This is a genomic window from Crocinitomix catalasitica ATCC 23190, assembly GCF_000621625.1.
Classification (GTDB): domain Bacteria; phylum Bacteroidota; class Bacteroidia; order Flavobacteriales_D; family Crocinitomicaceae; genus Crocinitomix; species Crocinitomix catalasitica.
In genome coordinates this window covers 81,152-105,252 of sequence record NZ_JHXV01000008.1, presented here as the reverse complement: position 1 = coordinate 105,252, position 24,101 = coordinate 81,152, and the positions used below count along the sequence as shown (strand labels likewise).

The window sequence follows — 24,101 nt, the reverse complement described above, 5'->3', positions numbered from 1 at the left end:
ATAGTGGTTCCTAAGTATACTATATACGAAGCGAAACAAAAAATTGAGGCATACTGTGCCTACCAAGAACGTAGTGCTTTTGAAGTTAGTAAAAAGCTTACTGAATGGGGAATTTATAGTGAAGACATCGATCAACTTTTAGCGGATCTGATTGTCAACAATTTTTTAAATGAAGAAAGATTTGCCCGGGCCTATGTCTCGGGCAAATTTCGTATAAAGAAATGGGGACGCAAGAAAATTCTCCCCGGTTTAAAGCAAAAGCAAATCTCAGATTACTCGATTAGAAAAGGAATGGAAGAGATTGATGAAGATGATTATTTGATTACTTTAAATGAGTTAGCAGCTAAAAAGAATTCAAAACCAACAAATACCCTCACTTGGGACGAAAAAGCGAAACTAACACGCTATCTGCAAAGTAAAGGATACGAATACGAATTGATTAATGCTGTTGTTTTTAAAGAGTAACGTCTTAATTTATTCCGTAAGCTGAATTTGGTACTTATCCGTATACTTTTTCGCCAATTGTTTTTGATGATTGTTGAGATCGATAAAACGGCCTTCAACCATTCCAATTACCACACGATTCGAACGCATATCAAGTGCATTCCCTTCCGATACAAATAGACTTGCATCTTTACCCACCTCTAACGATCCTATTCTATCATCAACGCCCATTATCTTGGCAGCATTTAAACTAATCGCTCCAACAGCTTCTTCCTCTGTTAAACCATACGCCCAAGCTGTTCCAGCTAAAAACGGCAAATTCCTCGCATTCATCGCTTCCATATCTCCAGCACCTTGTAAACAAAATGGAATACCTGTCATAGCTAAGACTGATGCTTTTTGATAATAACTATAAGTCATATCTTCTTCAAACTCCGGTAAATCATGAGCACGACCTAACATCACAGAAAAACCATTCTCTTTTAATCGATCAGCTAATAAATGGGCATCATAACCGCCAATAATAACTGGATTGTTAATTTTAAATTTTCTACCAAAATCAATTATATCGTTAATCTCCGAAGCGAAATCAGCATGAAAGTATAACCTAGCTTTTCCGTAAATTAAATTCCGCATTGCTTCATATCGCAGATCAATCTCCGCAGGATCTTTCTCATTTAAATATGCACTCGCAGCTTGATAAAAGTCTTCTATCTTTTGCTTGCTCTCAATATACTTTTCATTGACATTACTCGTTCCAGGTTCAGCCCACCAACCCGTTCGTTTGTATTTTTCTGGCCAATTCAAATGAATGCCATCATCCATTTTTAAAACTGCATCTTCCCAATTCCACCCATCTAACGCCATAATTGACGAAGAACCTGAAACAATTCCACCTCTTGGTGTTGCTTGGGTATACAGAACACCATTCGTCCGAACGGTATAGATTAATTTAGAATCTGTATTAAAAGCAGTTAAAGCACGTACATGTGCATTAAATTCTCCAACTTCTTTCGAATCAACCGTAGCGCGAACAGCATCAATCTCTGTTAAACCCAAAGTTAAATTCGTTGCAATAAAACCAGGATAAATATGCCGACCATTGATATCAATAATTGTATCCCACTCCGCTTTTGTTATTTGGTAAGTCAATGCATTTTTTACCAGTACTATTTTTCCTTTTTCTACACCAATGCATGAACTTGCAATCACCGATCCGTTACCGATATGTGCAAATCCGCCTTTGAATAGAATACGGTTATGTTTTTGTACTTGAGGCGAAGGAACCTGTGCCATCGCATGAAATGAAGTACAAAATAAAAATGCTGCTAATAAAAATCTAAGTCCCATATGCTTCTTATTCTCCTACTGTATCACAGTGATAATGTCTATTTTCTTTTCTTGTTGGAAGTTTGGTCTCCGCCCCATTTTTCTTTTCCTCCATCATCAATTTCATAATTCGACTTCGGTCCAATTGATCACGCGTGTTTAACTTAGCACTGCGGTTGATATCATAATATAAAACTCCTTCAATAAATGTTTGCTCCGCCTTAGCATGAACGGACAGTGGATTGTCTGACCAAATAACGATATCCGCATCTTTACCTACTTTAATACTTCCAATACGATCGTCAACATGTAAAAGGATAGCAGGATTTAAAGTCACCATCTTCCAGGCCTCAGTCTCAGAAACACCTCCATATTTTACAATTTTCGCTGCTTCATGATTCAATCTTCTTCCCATTTCAGCATCATCCGAATTGATTGCTGTTACAATCCCCATACGATGTAACATTGCAGCATTATACGGAATAGCATCATTCACCTCGAATTTATAAGCCCACCAATCTGCGAAGGTTGATGCACCTGCCCCATGCAATTTCATTTCTTCAGCGACTTTATATCCCTCTAAAATATGCGTAAAAGTATTCACTCTAAAATTCATCGAATCCCCTACCTTCATCAACATATTAATCTCACTTTGAATGTATGAATGACAAGTAATGAATCGTTTTTCATCCAAAATTTCATTCAATGCCTCTAACTCCAAATCTTTTCGAGGTTTAATTACTGCCGCTTTCTTTTTATTCGATAATTCATTAAATGCATCCCATTCGATTTTATAAGCTTTCGCTCGAATAAACGCATCGTAAAATACTTGTTCCACTCCCATTCTTGTCTGCGGAAAACGAACAGTATTGTGATCACCCCAATTCGATTGTTTTACGTTTTCCCCCAAAGCAAATTTTATAAAACCAGGTGCATCCTTCATTAATAATTCTTCAGGTGCAGTACCCCATTTTAATTTGATCAATGCTGACTGTCCGCCAATAGCATTTGCCGAACCATGCAACAACTGAGAAGTTGTAACCCCACCAGCCAATTGTCTATAAATATTAATATCATTCGATCGCACAACATCAGCGATGGATACTTCAGCCGTAACAGATTGCCCACCTTCATTCACACCTTTACTAATTGCAATATGTGAATGTTCATCAATAATTCCTGAAGTTACATGTTTACCTTTTGCATCAATCGTAATTGCTCCGTTCGGAATTTGCACTACCGACTTATTAACGGCTTTTATTTTTCCTTCATGAATCAATAACGTCGCATTCTTCACTATTCCTTCAGCCTCGTTCGTCCAAATTGTCGCATTGGTAATGAAATAAGATTTAGCAGCAGGAATCGTATCAAAGCCATAAGCCATATTCGGGAAAAAGATATTATTCACTGCAGAGGTATCTACCGTAAAAGGTTTTTTCTTAGATAAATCTTCAACAAATGGTTTACTTCTAATAGCACTCCAATCCACCCAATCACCTGTTGGTAACATTGCTTTACCGTGATAAACACCCAAAGTTGGATTAAAAGAGCCGTTTAATTGAATAAAACCGTCATAATGACCTTGCTTTTCAATAAAACTAAAACTGCATTGTAAACCGTCAAATTCCATTTTTGTATCCATTGAAACAGTATCCATCTTAACAGTTCCATTGGCTTGTGTTGTTTTATCATATCTATTAACCTTTGATTTTAACTTGTCTAAATCACCGGCAATAATTAATTGATAAAGATTATTATCAAGGTTAATATCATAAGTCCCACGCACTTCAACTTCTTCAATATTCTTAAGTCGATGTCTTTCTCCACGAATCCAATTTTCATAGATTTCACCATCCTTAAATACATCACCTTTCACTAGAATCAAATTCGCCCATTTTCCAACATCAATTGTACCTACCGCATCGGCAATATCCAAGAAATTTGCAGGCTGTTCAGTTAAAGCTTTCAAGGCATCCATTGGAGATAAGCCATGCTTTACTGCCAAACGTAAATTTTTAAGAAAGTCACTTCTATCTTTTAATCCTTCTGCAGTCAAAGCAAATTCAATATCATTCTTCGCGACGATATAAGGATTATACCTTTTCATCTCCCAATCCTTTAGATCCGCCAATGTCACAAATCGCGATAAATAAGGATCAGACATATCATAAGCAACCGGGAAATTCAACGGTAGAATCAAACGAACTCCACTTGCTTTAATTTCAGCGATACGTTCGTAATCATCACCACCTGTACGAACGATTGGCTTCAATTTCAATTCGTCCGCTAATTTTGCGATTCTTAAGACCTCTAATTTATCTGCCGCCTCAAATATCTGTGGTAATTTTAAGTTTTCAATTCCTGCTCTATACGAATCATTATCCACTTGCACAGCGTCATTATTAGCATACCAATCAGCATCTAAATTAAACTGTCTGATTAAAGCTATTGCCCCCATTTGAGAAGATGGATAAGTCTGTTTAGAACTCCCTTTAGAAAAAGAATAGTGATTGGCCGCTTGATTTTTTATGAATTGATTATACCTTTGTTGATCATCCAAGGTTAAACAAGCTGCCGTTCCGCGAAGAACACCATCATTATGATGCGTAGATATCGTTCCAAAACCTTGCGAAATATATTTTTCATGATCCTTAATTTCTTTAATTGAAATGGCAGAAAAAGCATCAAACTCAGGATGAATAGACTCGTTCCAATAGAAAGGACCAATTTTCAACGTATTTAATTGCGGTTTTCTCGTTTTATTCGGCACTACCTTTTTAAACCCTTCAGTTGCATAAGCATCAATAAAGGAAGGATAAATAGTGTATCCTTTTCCATTTATTTTCACAGCATTTTTAGGTATAGCAGGATTGGTTCCAACGGCTAATATTTTACCATCCTTAACTACTACGGTACCTTTTTCAATTGTAGTAGTGGATGAAACAATAATTTTAGCATTCGATATTGCATATACAATATCAAGCTGAGCTACACCATTTTCAGGTTCGGTTTGTTGCCCTATTGCAAATACTGGTAAAAGCGCGATTACCAATATTAAAATAATATACTTCTGCATAAAATGTTCAAATAAGCCGATTAAACAGTAAATTTGTCCAAAAATAGTCAATTATGAATACATTGTACAAGATATTAAACCCTGCACACTCTGGCTGGAGATGGATTGTTTTGATCCTATTGGTTTTAGTTATAATTGAAGCGCATAAAGGTTGGAAAGGCAATAAAACTTTCACTGATAAAAATAAAAAATTAGCATTGTTCGCAATGATTGCATTCCACATTCAATTTTTAGCGGGCCTTGTACTATATTTTGTTAGTCCAAAAGTTGCTTTTATAAGTGAAACAATGAGCAATAAATTATTGCGTTTCTTTACAGTTGAGCATAGTTTAATGATGATAATTGCGATGATTTTGATCACTATTGGTCATTCAAAATCAAAGAAAGCGACACTTGACACACAAAAATTCAAATCAATTGCTGTATATTATACCATCGCATTCATCATAATCATGATTGCTATTCCATGGCCGTTCAGAACGGCGCTTGGTGGAGGTTGGTTTTAATTAAAAAGAGAGGAAATACATGTCTACAGGATTTGCACCCATTGAGTCAGCTCAGGAATTTGCAGTATTAATTGGAGTAATCACTTCGCGTCAAACCGAAGAGTTAGCAAATGAATATCTGGATGAATTAGAGTTTCTTGCAGAAACTTCTGGTGCTGAAACAAAAAAGAAATTTTTACAGAAAATAGATCGTCCAAATCCCAAGACCTATATTGGTTCTGGTAAAATAAAGGAGATCAAAGAATATATTGATGCCAATGGTGTTGATATTGCGATTTTTGATGATGAGTTATCACCATCACAATTGCGTAATATTGAGAAAGAATTCGAAATTAAAGTTCTTGATCGTAACAATTTAATTCTAGATATTTTTGCTAGTAGAGCAAGAACTTCACATGCCAAAACGCAAGTTGAATTGGCACAATATCAATATTTATTACCGCGTTTAACTGGTCTTTGGACACACTTAGATAGAACAAAGGGTGGTATTGGAATGCGTGGACCTGGGGAAACGCAAATTGAGACTGACCGTAGAATCATTAAGGAGAAAATCTCTCTACTACAGGAAAAGTTGAAAAAGATTGACAAACAGATGAGCGTTCAACGCGGCAACCGTGGCCAATTGGTTCGTTCTGCTTTGGTTGGATATACCAATGTTGGTAAATCTACAATCATGAATCTCTTAAGTAAATCGGATGTATTTGCGGAGAATAAATTATTCGCAACTTTAGATACAACGGTTAGAAAAGTTGTGATAGACAACCTTCCTTTTTTGATGTCTGATACCGTTGGATTCATTAGAAAACTGCCGCATCAATTAATCGAATCCTTCAAGTCTACTTTGGACGAAGTTAGAGAGGCAGATATTTTAATTCATGTTGTTGATATTTCACACCCTAGTTTTGAGGACCAGTATACTGTTGTAAATGAAACAATTGCTGAGATAGACAAATCGGTAGCTGATAAACCAATGATTGTTATTTTCAATAAGGTTGATGCTTATAATCCAAAACCAGCCGATATTGGATATCATCCGGATGGTAAAGATTTCGCCTTAGATGCATTGAAGAAGACTTGGATGGCGAAATTAAATGATACGGATTGTTTATTTATTTCAGCTCAGGAGAATATTAATATTGATGAATTAAAAGCATTGCTTTATAAAGAAGCCAAAGCGATTTTCCAGGTAAGGTATCCTTACCATAATTTCTTGTATTAAAATTTGAGTTGGATTTAACCCTTATTCTTCCTCGTCGTCAATCTGATTGTTTCTAAAAGCAGTCGGTACTAAATCTGGAATAATTTTAAGGATAATTGGTAGCAATAAACTTCCGCCAGGTAACATAAACAGGGTCAATGAAGGAATGGTTCGCGCTAAATCCTTTAATTGATTTTTAGCTTTTTCTTTTTCCTCTTTCGTTAATTCTTCAGTCGTTGATTTTGCAATCAATGCCAATAGTTCTTTGCTGTCTTTTAACTCGGTAGCCAATTTCTCTTTATTTCTCCCTAGAATATTTCGCCAACGTTCAGTCGCACCATCCATTAATAATGTGCTGTCTTTTTTCCCTGTTAAATAAGGAACAGCTTCGTGGTTCTTCATCACAAATGATTGAATGGCAATAAAGGAAGCATCCTTTTCTTCTTCTGCAATACCTAAACGTTCAGTTAAATCATTCAAAAATTGATGCTCAGCTTCGTTCACTTGTCGATCACCCCAAACAGTAAGTACTGCCAATTCTAGAATATATCGGTTCAATGCCCATGAGCGGTCGAATTTAAAATCAATATCGTCCAATGTTTTTTTCTGATCCCAAAAATCTCTTGCTTGATCTCTTCCACTTTTACTAAGATCAGCAGATGCTAAAAACACATCAAAAATTGCTTTTTCAGGCTCTTTTATTTCATATCCGGAATGAGCAGCTGCAGCAACAACCTTCACTAGCTCAAGAGCAACAACTTCTCGCTTAATTTTAATCCGATGCGTATCATGACCTTTATGATATTCATCGTAAAGAATTAAATCATGAAAAATCAAACTATTATAAAGATAAGTCGTCCAAAGTTTATTAGAAAAACTTGTTTTAATATCAATTCGTTGATTGATGATGGACTCTAGCTTTTCGTAGACCGTTGCATCCTTAAAATTCAACCAACTTTTTTTTGAGCGTTCAATTTGTGTCTTCTCATAAAACTCAACGAATCGGCCCAAAGAAGCTTCGAGGCTTTCAATATCGAATTCACCTTTTTTAAGATGATCAACCAAGATTAACCCTTCCAATAAAAGCACACGAAAAGTCTCATCCTTCGACCAGCCTTTCATGATTTTCGCATCCAGAAATAGTAAGTTGGCGGGAAAGCCATACATGATTCCTGTAGGCTGTAAATAGGCATAGAATAATTCCTCAGGCGAAAGTAATGCGCCTGGATATCTATTCAAATTCTCTTTATAGTTTACGAGGATGGAAAAATACTTCTTAATCCATCCACGTTTACCTGGACTCATTTTCATTGATTATACCTGTATTTCATAAGGCTAATCAAAAATAAGTAAATATCGCTTAGCAAATCACAACATTTTTTATAATTGCGTTAAACTTTCAACGATTTAATTGCTTAAACCATCTTTTTATAATAGAAAACGAGACAGTCAAAGGACAGTCTCGTTTCTGACAATTTTATTTAATTCTTAGCTTAATTGAGTTGAACCTTACTATTTCCAACAACCGTACCATGCTGATTTTGAAATTCAACTAAATACAAACCTGCACTATAATCAAAGAGTGAGATTTGAATAGTATGCTGGTGGTTTGTTTCAATAATCTCCACAACCTCTCCTAAAATATTTCTTATTTTGATCTTTTCTACAGAACTAGAAAAGTTAAAAGTAAATACACCATTTGAAGGATTAGGGAAAGCATTAATATATTGCACTTCATCCGTTTCTGGTAAACCGACAAAAGATGTATTTTTCAGTACCATTTTATTAGACCCAGCAATAAAAGGTGTACCATTTGGAGCAAAAGACAACTCATAAAAACCACGTAGTTGACCTTCTAAAGGATGTGCATTTGACTCCCATGTTTCACCGCCATTTTTTGTCGATAACAAAACAGGAGATTGAAGACAGCTACCATCTCTACAATCTAGTCCGCCAATTGCATATCCAAAATCCTCCGTTAAAAACTCAATATCATTGAATTTAATACCTTCAAAGTCAGTACTGACATATTCATAAGTCAGCCCCCCGTCCGTTGTTTTACCGATTTCACCATAGTCATTCACACAAAAACCCGTTGTTGGAGTGATAAAAAAGAAGTTTAACAAACCCGCATGATAAGTATTTGTCCAAGTTGCACCCCCATCATCAGTACGAAGCAATTTATAATCTGTATTCAGTGCAAACCCATTATCTTCATCAAAGAATTGAATGGAATAGACATTAACATCCAGATAAGGCGTTGGGAGAACCACCCATGATACACCCGCGTTTGTCGTTTTAACTAAAACTCCTTGCCAAGTACTGACATAACAGATTTGATCGTCGATCCAATGCATATCAGAATAAGCATAACCAGAATGAGATGACGTCCATGTTACTCCCCCATCTGTAGTTTTTAACACATCTCCTCCATCTCCCATATCGTTACTTGTAATAATCCAACCATTATCTGCATTAAAGAAATGTATACTTTTGACCCAATCAAAAGACCCTATGGATAATGCATTCCAAGTTTCCCCTCCATCAATAGACTTCACTAGAGATCCTCCATATCCTCCAGCATAAATAACATCATTTGTTACTGCGTCAATTCCATATAAATGATAACTCGAAGGTGTTTCTGATATGGTCCATTGAGCATGTACCCCGACATTGCAAATGAGTAATATCATTGCCAATAATAATTTTGTAAAGTTTGCTTGTTTCATGTTGTTTAGTAATTAAGTTTGAGAAATAAATATACTTACAAACCACTTGAATTTAACAGTTTAGTGCACCTGATGTATAAATCAGGAAGTATTAAAAATAAAATTAACGTTGCTTTACACCCGCATTTTTTCTAAAATAAGAAGGTGTAAGCCCTGTATTTTTCTTGAATGCGACATTAAATGCACTCAATGATTTGAACCCAACCAATTCCGCTATTCCTTGAATACTATATTGTGAATAATCTGAGGAAACCATATATTTTTTTGATAATTTAATTCTACAAGAATTTATATAAGCATTAAAATTTTGCTCATATGTTTCATTAATCACTTGAGATAAATAAGTGCGACTAACGTCTAATCTTTCTGCCACAACATCTAACTTCAATGCTTGATCTTTAAATATTTCTTCCTCCACAATTAACTGCAAAAATGCAGACAAAATTTGATTCTTTTTTTCATCTTTTAAATTAGAATTTGCATATTTATCCGCCTGACTCAATTCTTTATCATTGAGCATTAAGTTCAAATCCAATAGATGTTGATTTGAACGATAGTATTTTCGTAAGAGAACGAATAAAAAACCGCCAAAAATTAAGGTTAATAGACAAATAAAGAGTAGACCATAGAGTCGCGTATTTATTTTAACAACTTCCCTTTCGGCATTTTTTTGCTCTATTAGAGAAGTAGAAAGTTCATTTTCTAATTCGTTAACATCATATAATACTTGAAAAGCGATTAAATCTTGTTTGCTCTTTTGGTCTGATATAGAATCCATTAAACTGTTGTACTCTTGAAGAAATGCCAATGCAATAACTTCATCGCCCTGACTTTCATAAACCTCACTTAACCAATGTACAAAGTTCGCTTCAACACTAATATTATTCATTTCATGACTCAATAAAACACCTTTATTAAAGAATTGTATGGCAATGGATATACTATCAACGTAATAATAGTAAATACCTAATTTTCGTATTAAGTATGTACTGTCAATTCGGCTCCCTTCTCGCTCTATAAACTCCTTAGACTTGAAAAGGTAATAACGACATGAATCATAAATACCTTGATCTAGATAAATATCGGCATATTGCATATAATTAATATTGAGCCAATATTCATTTCCAGTTTCTTTATTAATAGCTTCAGCTTGACGCACATAATATAAAGCACGATGAAAAGAGTCTATTTCAACAAAAAGTCCAGCAATATTATTAGATATAGCAGCCATTCCCTGTTTGGATTTCAATGCGACAGATAAGTCTAAAGCAGTTTTAAGATGTTTATAAGACAAACTTCTGTTGTGCATATCACCATAAATTGAGCCTATTAAACTATGTGTTTGTGCCACTTTTAAGGTATCGTCTTTTTGCTCATAATACCTCAACAATTGATAACTCTTGATTAAGGCATTATCATATTCTTGATTGTCGTAAAATGCATTGGCGACTAATTGGCTAAGCCTTACAACATCTTCAATTTGACCCAACTCCCCGCGTAATTCAATTGCTTTTTTGTAATAAACTATCGCAGCTGCCGAAGAATAGGATTTCAGGTGATCTGCTTTTCTTTCAAAACTATTCGCCAAATTAGCAGAATCGTTTAAGCTTCTATACAGGTCAATAGATAAGTCGAATTGATCAGGTTTAATATCTTCATTTTCAATTGTTTGAAATAAAACACTATCCCTGACTTTAGAGAACGAATTAACATTAATCCCAATTAGGAAAATTAGAACAATTATGATTTTCATGTATTTATAGTATTGAGTAACTAATAAATAAGTATGTCAATAAATATAACTAATATTCCTTAAACACCTCTTTACGATTAATTTTCAGATATCAAAACTAACATGAACAAAATCCATCACTAATTATTTTCATAGATATAAAACATCAACCACCACCTTAATTTGATTCCTTTTTAATTGTAATTCCAGCAAATAAACCATTTAATATTTCTGACCTTAAAGTAGGCGCTAATGTGACTTTTGAACAAGATGAAGTTTTCGACTACATTTTTTATTATACTGTTGGAACAAATGACGGAATTAAATGGGAAAGATTATAACTGAAGAATAATAAACATATCACTTTATTCCGAATACAAATGAAGCCAAGCCCATTTAGAAACCTGACCAATGTCATAGGAAAGCGTGCAAACCCTTTATATATTTGGTAAAACCAAAAAAAATGGAAATTCTAAAACTTACCGATAAGAATATTCAAGACGAACATATTTGCTGCGCTATAAGCGACAAAAAATGTCAGGATGGATATGACGCGAAAAAAGACTGGCTAAAAAAAGAATTTAAAAACGGTTATAATTTTCAAAAAGTTGATGTTCGAGGAAAGGTTTTTATCGAATACGTTCCGATAGAAAATTCATGGCTTCCATTAACAGGAAAGAAATTCATGGTCATTAATTGTTTTTGGGTCTCTGGCCAATTCAAAGGAAAAGGTAACGGCAAAAAATTACTCGAACAATGCATGGCTGATGCCGAAGGAATGGACGGAATTATTGCGGTTTCAAGCGACAAGAAAAGACCATTTATGACCGATCCCAAATTCCTTAAACATCACGGATTTGAGATTATTGATGAAGCCAAACCTTATTTTAAACTGTGGGGATTAAAAACAAATCCCAAAGCTGAATTCCCAAAATTTATTGAAAGTGCTAAATCAGGAAAGTGTCTCAATAATGGTGGAATCACTGCTTTCTATTCTAATACTTGTCCTTTTACAGAATTTTACACCAACACGTTGTTGCGGACTTATGCAAAAGAGAAAAATATTCCCATAGAAATCCATCACATTCAATCTCAAGAAGACGGCCGAAAGATGCCCATTCCTTGGATCATTAATAGTGTTTTTTATTAAGGAGAATTTGTCAGCTTAGAAATGAAAGTAGAAAGACATTTAGATAAGCTAATTGGATAAGTGGAGTAGTGATATTTTATTGTTATTTTTAGGAAGCAATGGCAATAATATAGCCTTAAAATATTAGAATCATACTATTACAAGAAACATGAATAGTTATTTAGAAAGCGTAAAAAAACAGTTCGAGTATTATAAAATGCTTGGAGAAAAATCTTTTGAGCAAATACCAGAAGAGAAATTGTTTTGGCAACTGAATGAAGAAAGTAATAGTATTGCAATGATCGTAAAACATCTACACGGAAATATGCTTTCCCGCTGGTCTGACTTCTTAACAACTGATGGCGAAAAAGAATGGCGGAAAAGAGATGAAGAATTTGATAACGACATCAAAACCAAAACAGCATTATTATCCAAATGGAATGAAGGTTGGGCATGTTTATTCAATGCAATTACTCCATTAACGGACAATGACCTTGAAAAGGAGATTTACATTCGAAATATGGGACATTCAGTAGCTGAAGCAATCAATAGACAGTTAGCTCATTATCCTTATCATATCGGCCAAATTGTGTTTATTTGTAAAATCATCCAAAATGACAATTGGACATCACTCTCTATACCCAAAGGAAAATCAAAGGAATATAATAAAGACAAGTTTTCTAAACCAAAAAGGAAAGAACATTTTACAGATGATTTATAGCGGTAAGTATAGCCATCAGTGAAAACAAGCCATTCATGCATCCTAAACCATCCTGGAATAACAGTTAAGTTGATCCAGTCCTGAACACACCCGTCAATTACAGACTAACCTTCATTTATTTTTTCCATATTAAGCACACTGTAGTTTAGCAATATTAGATAGGAAAACTTATATTTGAATATACAACCCGAATACCTAACTTGAATACTTTTTAGCGACGATCAATTTTTTCAAGCTTTTACAAATGAATATTAAAGTTAATTTAGTTTAACGGGTAACCATTTTAGCATGTTTTATTTGGGTGTTATATGTCATTAAAAAACTGTAATTAAAATATAGAAAAGACCATGTTTGGAATTAAACACATAAAATTTGACTCAATGACCTATGTTCTTCATTTCATAAATGGGAATATAAAGAAAGAAGGAAGAGGCCTATCCTTTTTCTATTTTGCCCCTAAAAGTTCTATAGTTGCAATACCAATGGGAAGTAATGATTTACCATTTGTTTTTAACGAGTCGACTAATGACTATCAAACAGTAACAATTCAAGGCCAGATTAGTTATAAAATAAGTAATCCAAAAACTCTAGCAGACGTTTTAGATTTTACTGTTCAAGACAATGGACAATACAAGAAAAATGACATTGAAAAACTAAATCAACGAATTATTAATGAAGCGCAAACTGCTACATCCGCATTCATACATGGCATAAAACTGAAAGAATCTATTCGATCCGCCAAATCAATTGAGGTTAATATTACTGAAGGCCTTAAGTCCTCAACAGCAATTGGAATGTTAGGTATAGAGATTCTTGGCGCTAATATTCTAGCTATTCAAGCAACACCTGAAATGGCTAGAGCGTTAGAAACTGAAACGAGGGAAAAGTTACAACAAGAGGCTGACCAAGCAGTTTATGAAAGACGAAATTTTGCGGTAGAACAAGAACGTATAATTAAAGAATCCGAACTAAATACAGAAATCGCAGTTGAGGAAAAACAGAAGCAAATTGCAGAAAAGAAAATGGAATCGGATGTTCAAAAATCTGATAATCAAAGAAAATTGAGAGAAATGAAGCTAGATGCCGATATCTCGGTTGAAAATCAACGAAAAGAACTAATTGAGCAAAAAACCGACAACGATAAAAAAGAAGCAGAAACAAAAGGTTATGTTTTAGAAACAACCCTAAAACCTTATCGAGATATGGATTGGAAAACATTAACTGCTTTAAATAATAACGCAGATCCACGATTTAACATTTCACTTGCTTTTAGAGAATTAGCTGAAAACGCAGGTAAAATCGGGAATTTAAATATAAGTCCTGATTTACTAGATTCCATTTTAAACGAAAAAGGAACTCCTAAAAAATGAGTTTCGAATATGCTATAATTGTAAAGAGTAAAACGCGTTTAGAATCACTTATAGAAAGATTTAACACAAAAGCTCAAGCCAAGTTTTACATAGAAAGACTGGGAGGCAATTTTGAAGAATATGAAATTGAAGATGACATATTTAAAAACGCATTAAATTCTTTGCAAACTCAACTTTCAAAAGTAATTAAAAACAAAACGATTGATAGGCAGTTTGTGTCTTCCTATATTTTCTCGAGCAAGAATATTATAATTGTTATTGGACAAGATGGACTTGTAGCCAATACGGCAAAATACTCAAACAACCTTCCTATAATTGCAGTAAATCCCGACACTGAAAGATATGATGGCGTATTGTTACCTTTTAATACAACGAATTTTATTGAAGGCGTTGAAAATGTGCTTACGGATAATTACAATTCAAAAATTATGAGTTTTGCCGAAGCAAAATTAAATGACGGACAAAAATTATTAGCCTTTAATGACTTATTTATTGGGGCTTCTTCTCACGTTTCAGCGCGATATAAAATAACTTATAAAAACAAAACTGAACAACAATCCTCAAGTGGCATTATAGTTTCTACACCGGCAGGTTCTACCGGTTGGTTAAGCTCAATTTTTAATATGGCTTATGGCGTGACAAATATGTTTGAAAAAAATCTGACATTGAAACAACCCAAACTAAAAGAAAACGATTTACTTTTTGCCGTAAGAGAACCTTTCAAAAGTATTAGAACACAAACCGAATTGACTGCTGGAGTTTTAAGGAGTGATACTTTGACAATAGAATCATTTATGCCGAATAATGGAATAATTTTTAGCGATGGTATTGAAAAAGATTTTTTAAATTTTAATAGTGGTTCGATTGCAACAATCGGCATCGCTAAGGAAACAGCTAATATTGTAAAAAAATAAAGCCACACTTTTCAAATACAAATTATGAAATACTTATTTATAATATTCCTTATACCTTTTATTAGTTGTAACAATTCACAAAAAAAAGCCGAAAAAGAAAACTGGAAAACTGACGATTACATCAATCAAAAGCAAATATTATTGACCAATGAGTACAGATTTGGACAATCAAGTAGTTCAGGTGCAAGTGCATTTTTAGTTGAATCAAAAAACAATACATCAGTAATATGCACTGCCAAACACTTGTTAGGAGATGCAATGGGAATTTCTCCTGAAGTAAGCAGTGAAGATTTTAGTGAAAAATTAGATTATTGGATCACTTACCCTCGTAACAATAAGCTTTCAAATGACACGTTTAAAATCACTGAACTTATTAATAAAGAAATTAATTCTACTGATATTATTTTAATGGAATATGACAATATCGATGCTAACACAATACAGGTTTTAAAACCTCGGTTAACTACTATAAAAAAAGGAGAGAAGCTTGAAATAATTGGATGTGAACATTCAGATTTCTCATGCCATCAAAAAGAATATAATGCTGTAATGAACGAATATGACATTAACGGTGTAATGATTATTAAATCCACAAAAACATTTGATGCAAGCGGGTTTAGCGGAGCACCTGTAATTGATAAAGATGGCTTTGTTGTAGGTGTTTTGTCTGGAGCGGCAGAATTTGAAGGAGAATATTTTCTATGGGTCGAACCTTTGACTAAAGTTAAACAGTTCTTTAATTAAAAATATGAAAAGACGCATTACGATTGTATTCCTATGCATTGTATCAATAGGCTATGCTCAAGACTTCAACTTCAAGCCTGTTTGGGACAAAGGAGACGAAAAGCAAATTACAATAACGCAAATTGAAAAAGAATATGAAGATGATATTTTAATCTCTGACACTACCATTTATAATAGCGCTAGTCTTAAAGTCCTAAAAGTGGATGAGGAAAATTACACACTTGAAATTCTTTTAGAAAATCAAGCATTAAGAATTGCAATAGAATTCTACGACAAACTAGATGAAGAATTAAAAGATTATCAAGATTTGAAATTGATATACAAGATTAATAAAGAAACATCAGATGCTGAACTTCAAAACTGGAAGGAAGCCCAGAAATTCATGAATGAAAGCTTCAAACAAATAACAAACGTCCTTGCGGACAAAGCATCAGATATTGCCCCATATATGAACATAATGCTTATGCCTTTAATGGAGGTATTTGAAAGCAAAGAAAATATTGAGGCATATATGGAAGATAATATTGGCTATATATTGATTCCTTTTAACAAATATTTTAAAGTTGGTGAGACAATCACCACGACTGAAACTGGAGAGAATCCATTTAATCCGATGCAACAAATTTCAGCAACGACTTTACTTACTCTTGTATCAGTAGACAAGGAAGCAAAAACTTGTCTGATTCATCAAGAAGTTGAACTTGATCTAACTGAATTCATTGAAATGATGAAAGGAATGATGCAACAAATGTCTCAATCTTTCGGAGCAAACGACAGTATTACTGCTGTAAAAGCCAAAGAAATGGATGCGTTTGAAATGGATATCGAGAACCTTCAGGTTATCACTTTTGACTACCAAACGACCTGGATTACAAAAGTGGTCGGCACAAGTATGGTTTCAGGGACCGATCCTAAAAAGGGAATAAAGACAAAAACGGAAGTTATCACGACAACAGAAATAAAATAAAGTCTACAACATCGAGCAACATCTTGAAAAAGTCATTATTCATATTATTCATCACACTTACTACCCATTTGTTCACTCAAACAGATAGCCTAAATTGGAAGTTAAAGTTAAATGAGTGCTCCGCCTCTTTAGGTTATATTTTCCAAAAAGAACATGTTTTTGAATTTGGGATAAAGTTTGATTATTACAATCAAAACAAGAAATTTAACATACGTCAAAGCCTTTCTTTAATAGCCGGCGCACAACTGACTAGCCATACCAAAACAAAATACATAGCCCCATTTGGAACATTACGGTACTTACATCCTTTTAGTGATATGATTGGTGGAGTTATCACCACCTCCTACTCGTTTAGAAAGGAACTTGGTGTAAATAGCAATATCATTACACCTGAAATCGGAATCAATATCAACCAAGTCGCAACTTTTAGTTATGGTTATAATTTTTTCATAGACAATAGCAATCCTTGGTTATCCCATCACCGCTTTGCGTTGCGATTGATGTTTCAATAAATGCTTTCAATCGATCATTTAGAGAACTAACTTGCCTGTTTGATGACGTTTAAGTGAGTCAAAAATGCAAATATTTAATTAGTTTAGTCTTAATAAATTACAAGTACTAACAGATGAATAAAATAGAATCCGAAATAATAGATAGCACAGATAACAAAAATCAAATATTGTTAAGTGCAGCAATTGCGTGGTGGGAAAAAAAGCGCGTCTTGTTCAATCTTTTTGTTGGTTTAACTGGAGTATTCGCAATGACATTGGTCATCACTACTTTTGGAATTATTGACCTTATCGATTTAATCTTTTATGGAATTGCGGCTAATATTTTTTATTGTTTAGGTTTTGTGCTGGAAGCTTTAAACTTGCATTACTTGAAAGGAAAGTTCAAAATTGACAATTACAGGTTATTCTTATTTATAGTTGGAACAACCTTTAGTTGTATAGTAACATTTTTGGGCTGCATTATATTTTATACGATTCAATTTCCTTAAAACTAGTGGTATTTTAGAGCGATCCTTTATAGCACACAAGTAACAACGCTCACACACGGAATTCGGCATTACGAACAAGAATAATTTCGATATATAAAGAATATTAGTGTAGTTTTATTAGTGCATAAACGGAATAATTCCGATTATAGAGTCGTTTTTTCGCACAATTTTGCTATATTTGTATAGGTTAATCGGAATTTTTCCGATTTTAATATGCAATAATCACAGTATGAATTTTAGAAAGGCCATAAAGGAATATGCTGAAGCTCCTATATCTAGACATTTAGTTTTAGAATTACTCAGTGTGTATAAACGTCCTAATGATAAAATTAGTGAGCTCATTAAAAGCGAAGAACTTATTCCCGTTAGAAGAGGTCTATATATTACAGGGCCAATATTGGACTTACCAACACCAGAACCTTTTTTAATAGCAAATCACCTTAGAGGGCCGAGTTATGTATCCTTAGAGTCGGCTTTATCATATTGGAATATGATACCTGAAAGGGCATATGAAATCAGTTCTGTTACCATAAAAACTTCTAAATTATATCATACGCATTTAGGACGGTTTAATTTCCAACAATTAAAGATTCCTTATTATTCTTATGGCATAAAAAACATAACATATTCACCTAAGCAAACCATGTTAATTGCTTCACCCGAAAAAGCTTTATGCGACAAAGTTGTCTTAACCCCTAAAATCTATCTTCGAAGTATCAAACAAACAAGAGATTTTTTAATGGAAGATCTTCGCATAGACATTGAAGTATTAAGCACATTAGACATAAAAATGATGGAATTATGGATCGAAAAAGCGCCTAAAAAAAATAGTCTTAAAATGCTGATTAAAACATTGAAAGCATTATGATAAAGGAATGGATAGAGGAATATAATCCTCAAAACGAAGAAGAAATATTAGCGGCATTACGGGAGATAATGCAAGAAATTACTTTAGCCGGTTTATCAAGAACTAATTTTTTTGAAAAAGCGGCATTTTATGGAGGAACAGCGCTCAGGATTTTTTATGGATTGGATAGATATTCAGAAGATTTGGACTTTTCATTACTCAAACCTGATCCTAATTTTTCAATTGAGCCCTATTTCGACGCCATTCTTGATGAGTTTAAATCACTTGGACTTACTGTTAATATAAAGGAGAAGAAAAAAACGAAAAAAACTGCCATTGATTCTGCTTTTCTAAAAGCCGAAACAATTTGGCAAGAAATTGTACTTGAAGACCTCATCAAAGAAATTGGAATTCGTTCCAACAGGACTTTGAAGATAAAATTAGAGATTGATCGACAGCCACCGTTAAATTTTAAAACCGAAGAAAAGTTATTGCTCCGTCCATTTTCATTCTACGTAAGATGTTATACAAAACCAAGTTTATTTGCAGGTAAAATGCATGCCTTGCTATTTAGAAAGTGGCTAAACAGAGTCAAAGGAAGGGATTGGTATGACTTAGAATGGTATGTCAAAAAAGGAATTCCTTTGGATGTCAACCATTTCTTAACAAGAGCAAAAGATTCAAAAGATTGGCACGGCGATAGTATTTCTGATAAAGAGATAATCGATCTATTAGACTCCAAAATCAGATCAGTTTCTTTCAACAGTGTCAAAGATGATGTTGTAAGGTTTATTCAAAATGATAATGTTTTAAATATTTGGAGTCCAGAATATTTCAGAGATCTAATAGAAAAAATTAAGTTTGATAATACCTTAAATTAAAGATTATTCAACTTATTCACTGCCCTTTCGCTAAGAATTCTCTAATTTTACAATCATCTTAAAAAAGCATGCACAAAAAACTCATTTTTATCTTATTTACGCTTTGCCAATTCGTTTTATTCGGACAGGCCAAAATGACTAAAATTGCAGAATTGGATGATGATTTAGAAGAAACATCAGGATTGGTTTTGTATCAAGACAATTATTTTATTTCACATAACGATGGTGGGAATAAAGCGGAATTATTTATTCTCGATCTATCTGGTAAATTGATTAAAAAAATCAAGATTACCAATGCTGATAATGACGACTGGGAAGACATTGCACAAGACAACAAAGGAAACTTATACATCGGTGATTTTGGCAACAATGACAATAAGCGCAAAAAATGCCAGATCTATATCCTCAAAAAAGGGTTTATCAAGAAAGGCGAAGTTGAAGTCGATAAAATAAGTTTTAGTTATGAGGATCAAAAGGATTATCCCCCTAAAAAAAAGGATTTGAATTTTGATTGTGAAGCCATGATTTGGAAAGATGATCATATCATTTTATTTACAAAAAGTCGTGCGAAACCCTATAAAGGTCGAACAAATATCTACCGATTGAAAGCTGAACCAGGCAAACAAGAAGCCAAACGCATTGGTAATATGAACCTCTGTCAAATGGGCTGGCGCTTCTGCTCAATTACAGCAGCAGACTACGATAAGAAAACAAATACATTAGTACTCTTAACCTATTCTAAAATATATGCCTTCACTGATTTTGAGGAAAATGATTTTTGGAACGGTAATATCCAGAGTTATACATTAGAAAAACCCCGCCAAAGAGAAGCCATTTGTTTTGGAGGAAAGAATGAATTCTTCATCACAGACGAGAAGAAAAAAGGATTTGGCGGTGGAAACTTATACAAAATAGACATTAAATGAAGGCAATAATATTTGATATGGACGGCGTTTTGATTGATTCAGAACCGTTGTGGAAAATTGCAGAAATTGAGGCCTTTGCAAAGGTGGGACTCGACTTAAAAACGACAGACTGTGAAGAGACCGTTGGTATGAGAATTGACCAAGTGGTAGAGATGTGGCACAAACGTGTAGGTTGGACCAATAAGACAGTTGAAGAAGTAACCAATGATGTTGTTGATATTGTTGTGCGAGAAATCAAGAAAACGGGAACAGCTTTGCCAGGCGTAATTGAAACCTTAAAACAAACTGTTGACAGTGGTTATAGAATCGGTTTGGCTAGTTCGTCATACAATAGAATAATAGATGCGGTAGTGGATCAACTCGATATTCGTAGATACTTCGACATCCTCTACTCTGCCGAAGACGAACCGCATGGAAAACCTCATCCTGGTGTTTTTATTACTTGCGCGAGTTATTTAGGTGTTCGACCGGAAGAATGTATAGTGATTGAAGATTCTTTTAACGGAATAATTGCAGCCAAAGCAGCACGCATGAAGGTCATTGCCATTCCAGAATTAAGTCACCAAAAAGATCCACGAATTAATTTTGCTGACCATGTTTTAAAAAGCATGGAAGAAATCAACATTCAAGAAATTAATAATTATTTTGCATAAACATGAGTAGTTTATACCTGACAAATATTGCACCTGTCGATTTAGCGGATGTGGTTTTCGAACCTAAGATTGAAGAATTGATCAATACTTTTATTGCAGAGTATGATGCTTCAGAAGTACTGGCTAAGTACGAATTACCTGTATCGAATAAGCTATTTTTATACGGCGCTTCAGGTTGTGGTAAAACAATGACCGCAAAAGCATTGGCTAAAAGGTTAGATAAAAAGATATTCATTATCAATTTGAGTTCAATTGTCTCATCAAAACTAGGTGAAACGGCAAAGAATCTCGCATCATTATTCAATAGCGTACAACATAAAAAAGCAGTATTGTTCTTTGACGAATTTGATTCGTTGGGTCGCATTCGTGACTATGACAATCAAGACAGTGCTGAGATGAAACGAATTGTGAATACGATTCTACAGTTAATTGATTCTTTTCCTGCAGACAGCATACTTATTGGCGCAACTAACCAAATTGATTTAATTGACCAAGCACTCCTTCGAAGGTTCGACATGAAAATCGAATTTAAAAATCCTTCAAAAGAGATACTCGATGCGTACTACGATAAATTATTAGCCAAGTATCCAAAAAAATATACCGAGATTAAACGCATCTACAGCATATCATTTGCAGAAGCCAAAACAGTTGTTTTGACCGGCGTTAAAAAGAATATCATTAAAGCGATTTAGGCTCATTAGCTAATCTAGCCATTCATTCCAGTGCTAGAAATAAAGCAATACTTTTTGCGACTAAAAGGCAGTTAAATTGAATTGAGTAGCGAGTTAATTCCAGACGCACTGGACTTAGTCAAGCATTTTAAAGCATTGGAAATGAAATGTAAAATCTTGTTTGCTGTTTAAACTATTTTCTTTTACAAAAATGCTAAATGTAGTTCGACTGATTTGTAAGCTACCTTTTATTATTGTCAATTTTGAAGTAAGAGAAACTATGTTTCTCCCAAATTCCTCCTAAATTTAAACTTAGTTTCGTAAAAAATTAAAGCAATGAAGATTTTACTTGTCGAAGACAATCATAAATTAAGTGAAGGAATTGTGCAAGCTTTAATGAATGAAGACTTTGTCTGTGAAGCTGTTTATGATTTTCAATCGGCTGAAGAAAAAATTGCATTGTACCAATATGATGTGATGATCATCGACATTAACCTTCCCGACGGCAGTGGATTAAATCTGATTAAAAAAGCGAAAGAATTTCAAAGTGAAGCTGGAATCATAGTTATCTCGGCAAGAAATTCTTTAGACAATAAAATTGAAGGATTAGATTTAGGTGCAGATGATTACCTCACCAAACCTTTTGATTTGGCGGAATTGATTGCGAGAGTAAAATCAATCATGCGCCGAAGAAAATTTGAAGGATCTAATTTAGTGGAATTCGAAAGTATCAGCATCGATTTGAGGCAACATACGGTAAGCATCAATAATAATGCAGTTAACTTAACAAAAAGTGAATTCGACATCTTGTTATTTTTCATTTCAAATACCAACCGTGTATTAACTAAAGAAAGTATCGCTGAACATATTTATGGTGACAATATGGACATGGCAGATTCGTTTGATTTCATCTATTCTCATATCAAAAACTTGCGTAAAAAAATGATAAATGCTGGCGGAGCGAATTATATAAAAGCCGTGTACGGAATTGGATACAAAATGAGCGCGGCAGAATGAAATTAATTCAACGTACATATCTCCATACATTAAAATGGTTAATTCCTGTGATGTTAATCGGTTCTGTTTTCTGTTTCTATATGATAGAATATATAGCACATGAAGAGACAGATGAATTTCTAACCTACGAAAAGGTTCGTTTGATGGAATATTATGATGCCAACCAGAGTTTACCAGACTTCCATAAAGTAGCGGACTTATACGAAACAGATAAACCAATTCAAACCTATTTCCGAGACACTTTATTACTCGAGCCATTGGATAACGAGTTAGTTCCACACAGAGAATTACACTTCACACTACAACACAAAGACAAATATTTCCATATTGTATTGCGCCATTTAATGTTGGGCAGTGACGATATTCTTGAAGGCACAATTATGATTGTTGCAGGTGTAATGTTATTGATGGCAATTGTTATTGCTTTAATCTTAAGAAATATTACCGGTCGAATTTGGCGACCATTTTACAATACAATTACGCAATTAAATCAGCATCAATTACAACAACCTGTTCCAACTTTTAGCAGCGGTGGAATTGATGAATTTGAATCCCTCAATAAAAGTTTAACAGACATACTCGGTAAGATAGAGCGAGACTTTACGAATCACAGGGAGTTTACCGAGAATACATCACACGAATTGCAAACTCACCTGGCGTTAATTCGTAACAATACAGAAGCTTTAATTAATCAAATTGAGGATAAAAACCCTGAAGAGGTTGCGCATCTTCAGAAGATCTATACAGCTGTAAATGATTTAACACAGGCCCAAAAATCATTGAATCTATTGACAAAAATATCCAATCACGAATTTCAACAAAACGAGTCCATTGACTTCAAAGAAACGATTGTACAGTCCCTTGATAAATTTGATGAAATGGTGAAAATGCGATCCATTCGTGTGGATAAAAAACTGGCGCAATCGACACATGACATAGACAAAGGCTTGGCAGACATTCTGATCAATAATCTTTTAAAAAATGCGGTAAAACACAATATTGAAGGTGGATTTATTGAAATTGAATTAAAACCGAACGTTTTAGTAATTACTAATTCCGGTCAAAGCTTTCAAAAAAATCCGGACGAATTAATGAACCGTTTTACCAAAGGTAGAGATGGCAATATGGGCATTGGCTTATCCATTGTGAAACAAATTTGTGATCGATATCAATATAAAATCACCTATACCATTTCACCGAATAAAATTCACCGTACAGAAATTCATTTCAGCTAAAATTCATTTCTC

At 34.0% G+C, this 24,101-nt stretch carries 23 protein-coding genes; 18 read left to right on the top strand and 5 right to left on the bottom strand.

Translation table 11 applies throughout. The features are described 5' to 3' along the window. The first annotated feature begins 3 nt into the window (after nucleotides 1-3). On the top strand, nucleotides 4-465 hold the full coding sequence (locus T367_RS0106375; protein WP_027419092.1) for a regulatory protein RecX: 462 nt from the start codon (nucleotides 4-6) through the stop codon (nucleotides 463-465). Nucleotides 466-474: 9 nt separating this feature from the next. On the opposite strand, the gene T367_RS0106370 is transcribed toward T367_RS0106375, so the two are convergent. After that, nucleotides 475-1,794: an amidohydrolase family protein gene (locus tag T367_RS0106370; protein ID WP_027419091.1), complete on the bottom strand. Its 1,320-nt coding sequence runs from the start codon at nucleotides 1,792-1,794 to the stop codon at nucleotides 475-477. Nucleotides 1,795-1,801: 7 nt separating this feature from the next. After that, nucleotides 1,802-4,849: an amidohydrolase family protein gene (locus T367_RS0106365; protein ID WP_027419090.1), complete on the bottom strand. Its 3,048-nt coding sequence runs from the start codon at nucleotides 4,847-4,849 to the stop codon at nucleotides 1,802-1,804. Nucleotides 4,850-4,902: 53 nt separating this feature from the next. Between T367_RS0106365 and T367_RS0106360 the strand changes: the two genes are divergently transcribed. Together T367_RS0106360 and hflX are read left to right on the top strand one after the other, a co-directional pair. After that, on the top strand, nucleotides 4,903-5,355 hold the full coding sequence (locus T367_RS0106360) for a hypothetical protein (protein ID WP_035842770.1): 453 nt from the start codon (nucleotides 4,903-4,905) through the stop codon (nucleotides 5,353-5,355). Between the two features lie 19 nt (nucleotides 5,356-5,374). Further along, the gene (gene hflX, locus T367_RS0106355; RefSeq protein ID WP_035842767.1) at nucleotides 5,375-6,574 is read left to right on the top strand and encodes a GTPase HflX; all 1,200 of its coding nucleotides are present in this window, start codon (nucleotides 5,375-5,377) and stop codon (nucleotides 6,572-6,574) included. 21 nt (nucleotides 6,575-6,595) lie between these two features. On the opposite strand, the gene T367_RS0106350 is transcribed toward hflX, so the two are convergent. From T367_RS0106350 to T367_RS0106340, 3 genes are all read right to left on the bottom strand, one after another. Next, complete coding sequence (locus tag T367_RS0106350; protein WP_169736034.1) at nucleotides 6,596-7,858, bottom strand: LETM1-related biofilm-associated protein; 1,263 nt, start codon at nucleotides 7,856-7,858, stop codon at nucleotides 6,596-6,598. A 188-nt stretch (nucleotides 7,859-8,046) separates the two neighbouring features. Then, a complete protein-coding gene (locus tag T367_RS0106345; RefSeq protein WP_027419086.1) occupies nucleotides 8,047-9,282 on the bottom strand; it encodes a T9SS type A sorting domain-containing protein in 1,236 nt (411 codons plus the stop codon). A gap of 103 nt (nucleotides 9,283-9,385) precedes the next feature. After that, entirely contained in the window at nucleotides 9,386-11,035 is a 1,650-nt protein-coding gene (locus T367_RS0106340) for a helix-turn-helix domain-containing protein (RefSeq protein ID WP_027419085.1), read from the bottom strand. Between the two features lie 442 nt (nucleotides 11,036-11,477). On the opposite strand from T367_RS0106340, the gene T367_RS21610 reads away from it, so the two are divergent. The 15 genes from T367_RS21610 (at nucleotide 11,478) to T367_RS0106270 (ending at nucleotide 24,089) form a co-directional block, all read left to right on the top strand. Continuing rightward, a complete protein-coding gene (locus T367_RS21610) occupies nucleotides 11,478-12,164 on the top strand; it encodes a hypothetical protein (RefSeq protein ID WP_072032170.1) in 687 nt (228 codons plus the stop codon). Between the two features lie 148 nt (nucleotides 12,165-12,312). Then, a complete protein-coding gene (locus T367_RS0106330) occupies nucleotides 12,313-12,864 on the top strand; it encodes a DUF1572 family protein (protein ID WP_027419084.1) in 552 nt (183 codons plus the stop codon). 380 nt (nucleotides 12,865-13,244) lie between these two features. Next, the gene (locus T367_RS0106325; protein WP_245593025.1) at nucleotides 13,245-14,234 is read left to right on the top strand and encodes an SPFH domain-containing protein; all 990 of its coding nucleotides are present in this window, start codon (nucleotides 13,245-13,247) and stop codon (nucleotides 14,232-14,234) included. Next, nucleotides 14,231-15,148: an NAD(+)/NADH kinase gene (locus tag T367_RS0106320; RefSeq protein ID WP_027419082.1), complete on the top strand. Its 918-nt coding sequence runs from the start codon at nucleotides 14,231-14,233 to the stop codon at nucleotides 15,146-15,148. The genes T367_RS0106325 and T367_RS0106320 overlap by 4 nt, the downstream gene beginning before the upstream one ends. A gap of 24 nt (nucleotides 15,149-15,172) precedes the next feature. Next, nucleotides 15,173-15,892, top strand: a complete 720-nt coding sequence (locus T367_RS0106315; RefSeq protein WP_027419081.1) for a trypsin-like peptidase domain-containing protein — start codon at nucleotides 15,173-15,175, stop codon at nucleotides 15,890-15,892. A 4-nt stretch (nucleotides 15,893-15,896) separates the two neighbouring features. Continuing rightward, complete coding sequence (locus T367_RS0106310) at nucleotides 15,897-16,859, top strand: hypothetical protein (RefSeq protein ID WP_027419080.1); 963 nt, start codon at nucleotides 15,897-15,899, stop codon at nucleotides 16,857-16,859. A gap of 23 nt (nucleotides 16,860-16,882) precedes the next feature. Further along, a complete protein-coding gene (locus tag T367_RS24840; protein WP_157454143.1) occupies nucleotides 16,883-17,371 on the top strand; it encodes a hypothetical protein in 489 nt (162 codons plus the stop codon). A 113-nt stretch (nucleotides 17,372-17,484) separates the two neighbouring features. Beyond that, entirely contained in the window at nucleotides 17,485-17,859 is a 375-nt protein-coding gene (locus T367_RS21605; protein WP_051568400.1) for a hypothetical protein, read from the top strand. 229 nt (nucleotides 17,860-18,088) lie between these two features. Beyond that, on the top strand, nucleotides 18,089-18,727 hold the full coding sequence (locus tag T367_RS0106300) for a type IV toxin-antitoxin system AbiEi family antitoxin domain-containing protein (RefSeq protein WP_027419079.1): 639 nt from the start codon (nucleotides 18,089-18,091) through the stop codon (nucleotides 18,725-18,727). Continuing rightward, on the top strand, nucleotides 18,724-19,587 hold the full coding sequence (locus tag T367_RS0106295; RefSeq protein ID WP_027419078.1) for a nucleotidyl transferase AbiEii/AbiGii toxin family protein: 864 nt from the start codon (nucleotides 18,724-18,726) through the stop codon (nucleotides 19,585-19,587). The genes T367_RS0106300 and T367_RS0106295 overlap by 4 nt, the downstream gene beginning before the upstream one ends. Before the next feature lie 68 nt (nucleotides 19,588-19,655). Next, entirely contained in the window at nucleotides 19,656-20,513 is an 858-nt protein-coding gene (locus T367_RS0106290) for a hypothetical protein (RefSeq protein ID WP_035842764.1), read from the top strand. Then, nucleotides 20,510-21,166, top strand: coding sequence for a hexitol phosphatase HxpB (gene hxpB, locus T367_RS0106285; RefSeq protein WP_027419076.1), 657 nt, complete (start codon nucleotides 20,510-20,512; stop codon nucleotides 21,164-21,166). The genes T367_RS0106290 and hxpB overlap by 4 nt, the downstream gene beginning before the upstream one ends. 2 nt (nucleotides 21,167-21,168) lie before the next feature. Then, nucleotides 21,169-21,858, top strand: coding sequence for an AAA family ATPase (locus T367_RS0106280; RefSeq protein WP_027419075.1), 690 nt, complete (start codon nucleotides 21,169-21,171; stop codon nucleotides 21,856-21,858). 315 nt (nucleotides 21,859-22,173) lie between these two features. Further along, nucleotides 22,174-22,854 (top strand): response regulator transcription factor, encoded by a 681-nt coding sequence (locus tag T367_RS0106275; protein WP_027419074.1) that lies wholly within the window; start codon nucleotides 22,174-22,176, stop codon nucleotides 22,852-22,854. Further along, entirely contained in the window at nucleotides 22,851-24,089 is a 1,239-nt protein-coding gene (locus tag T367_RS0106270; protein ID WP_027419073.1) for a sensor histidine kinase, read from the top strand. The genes T367_RS0106275 and T367_RS0106270 overlap by 4 nt, the downstream gene beginning before the upstream one ends. Nucleotides 24,090-24,101 lie beyond the last annotated feature (12 nt).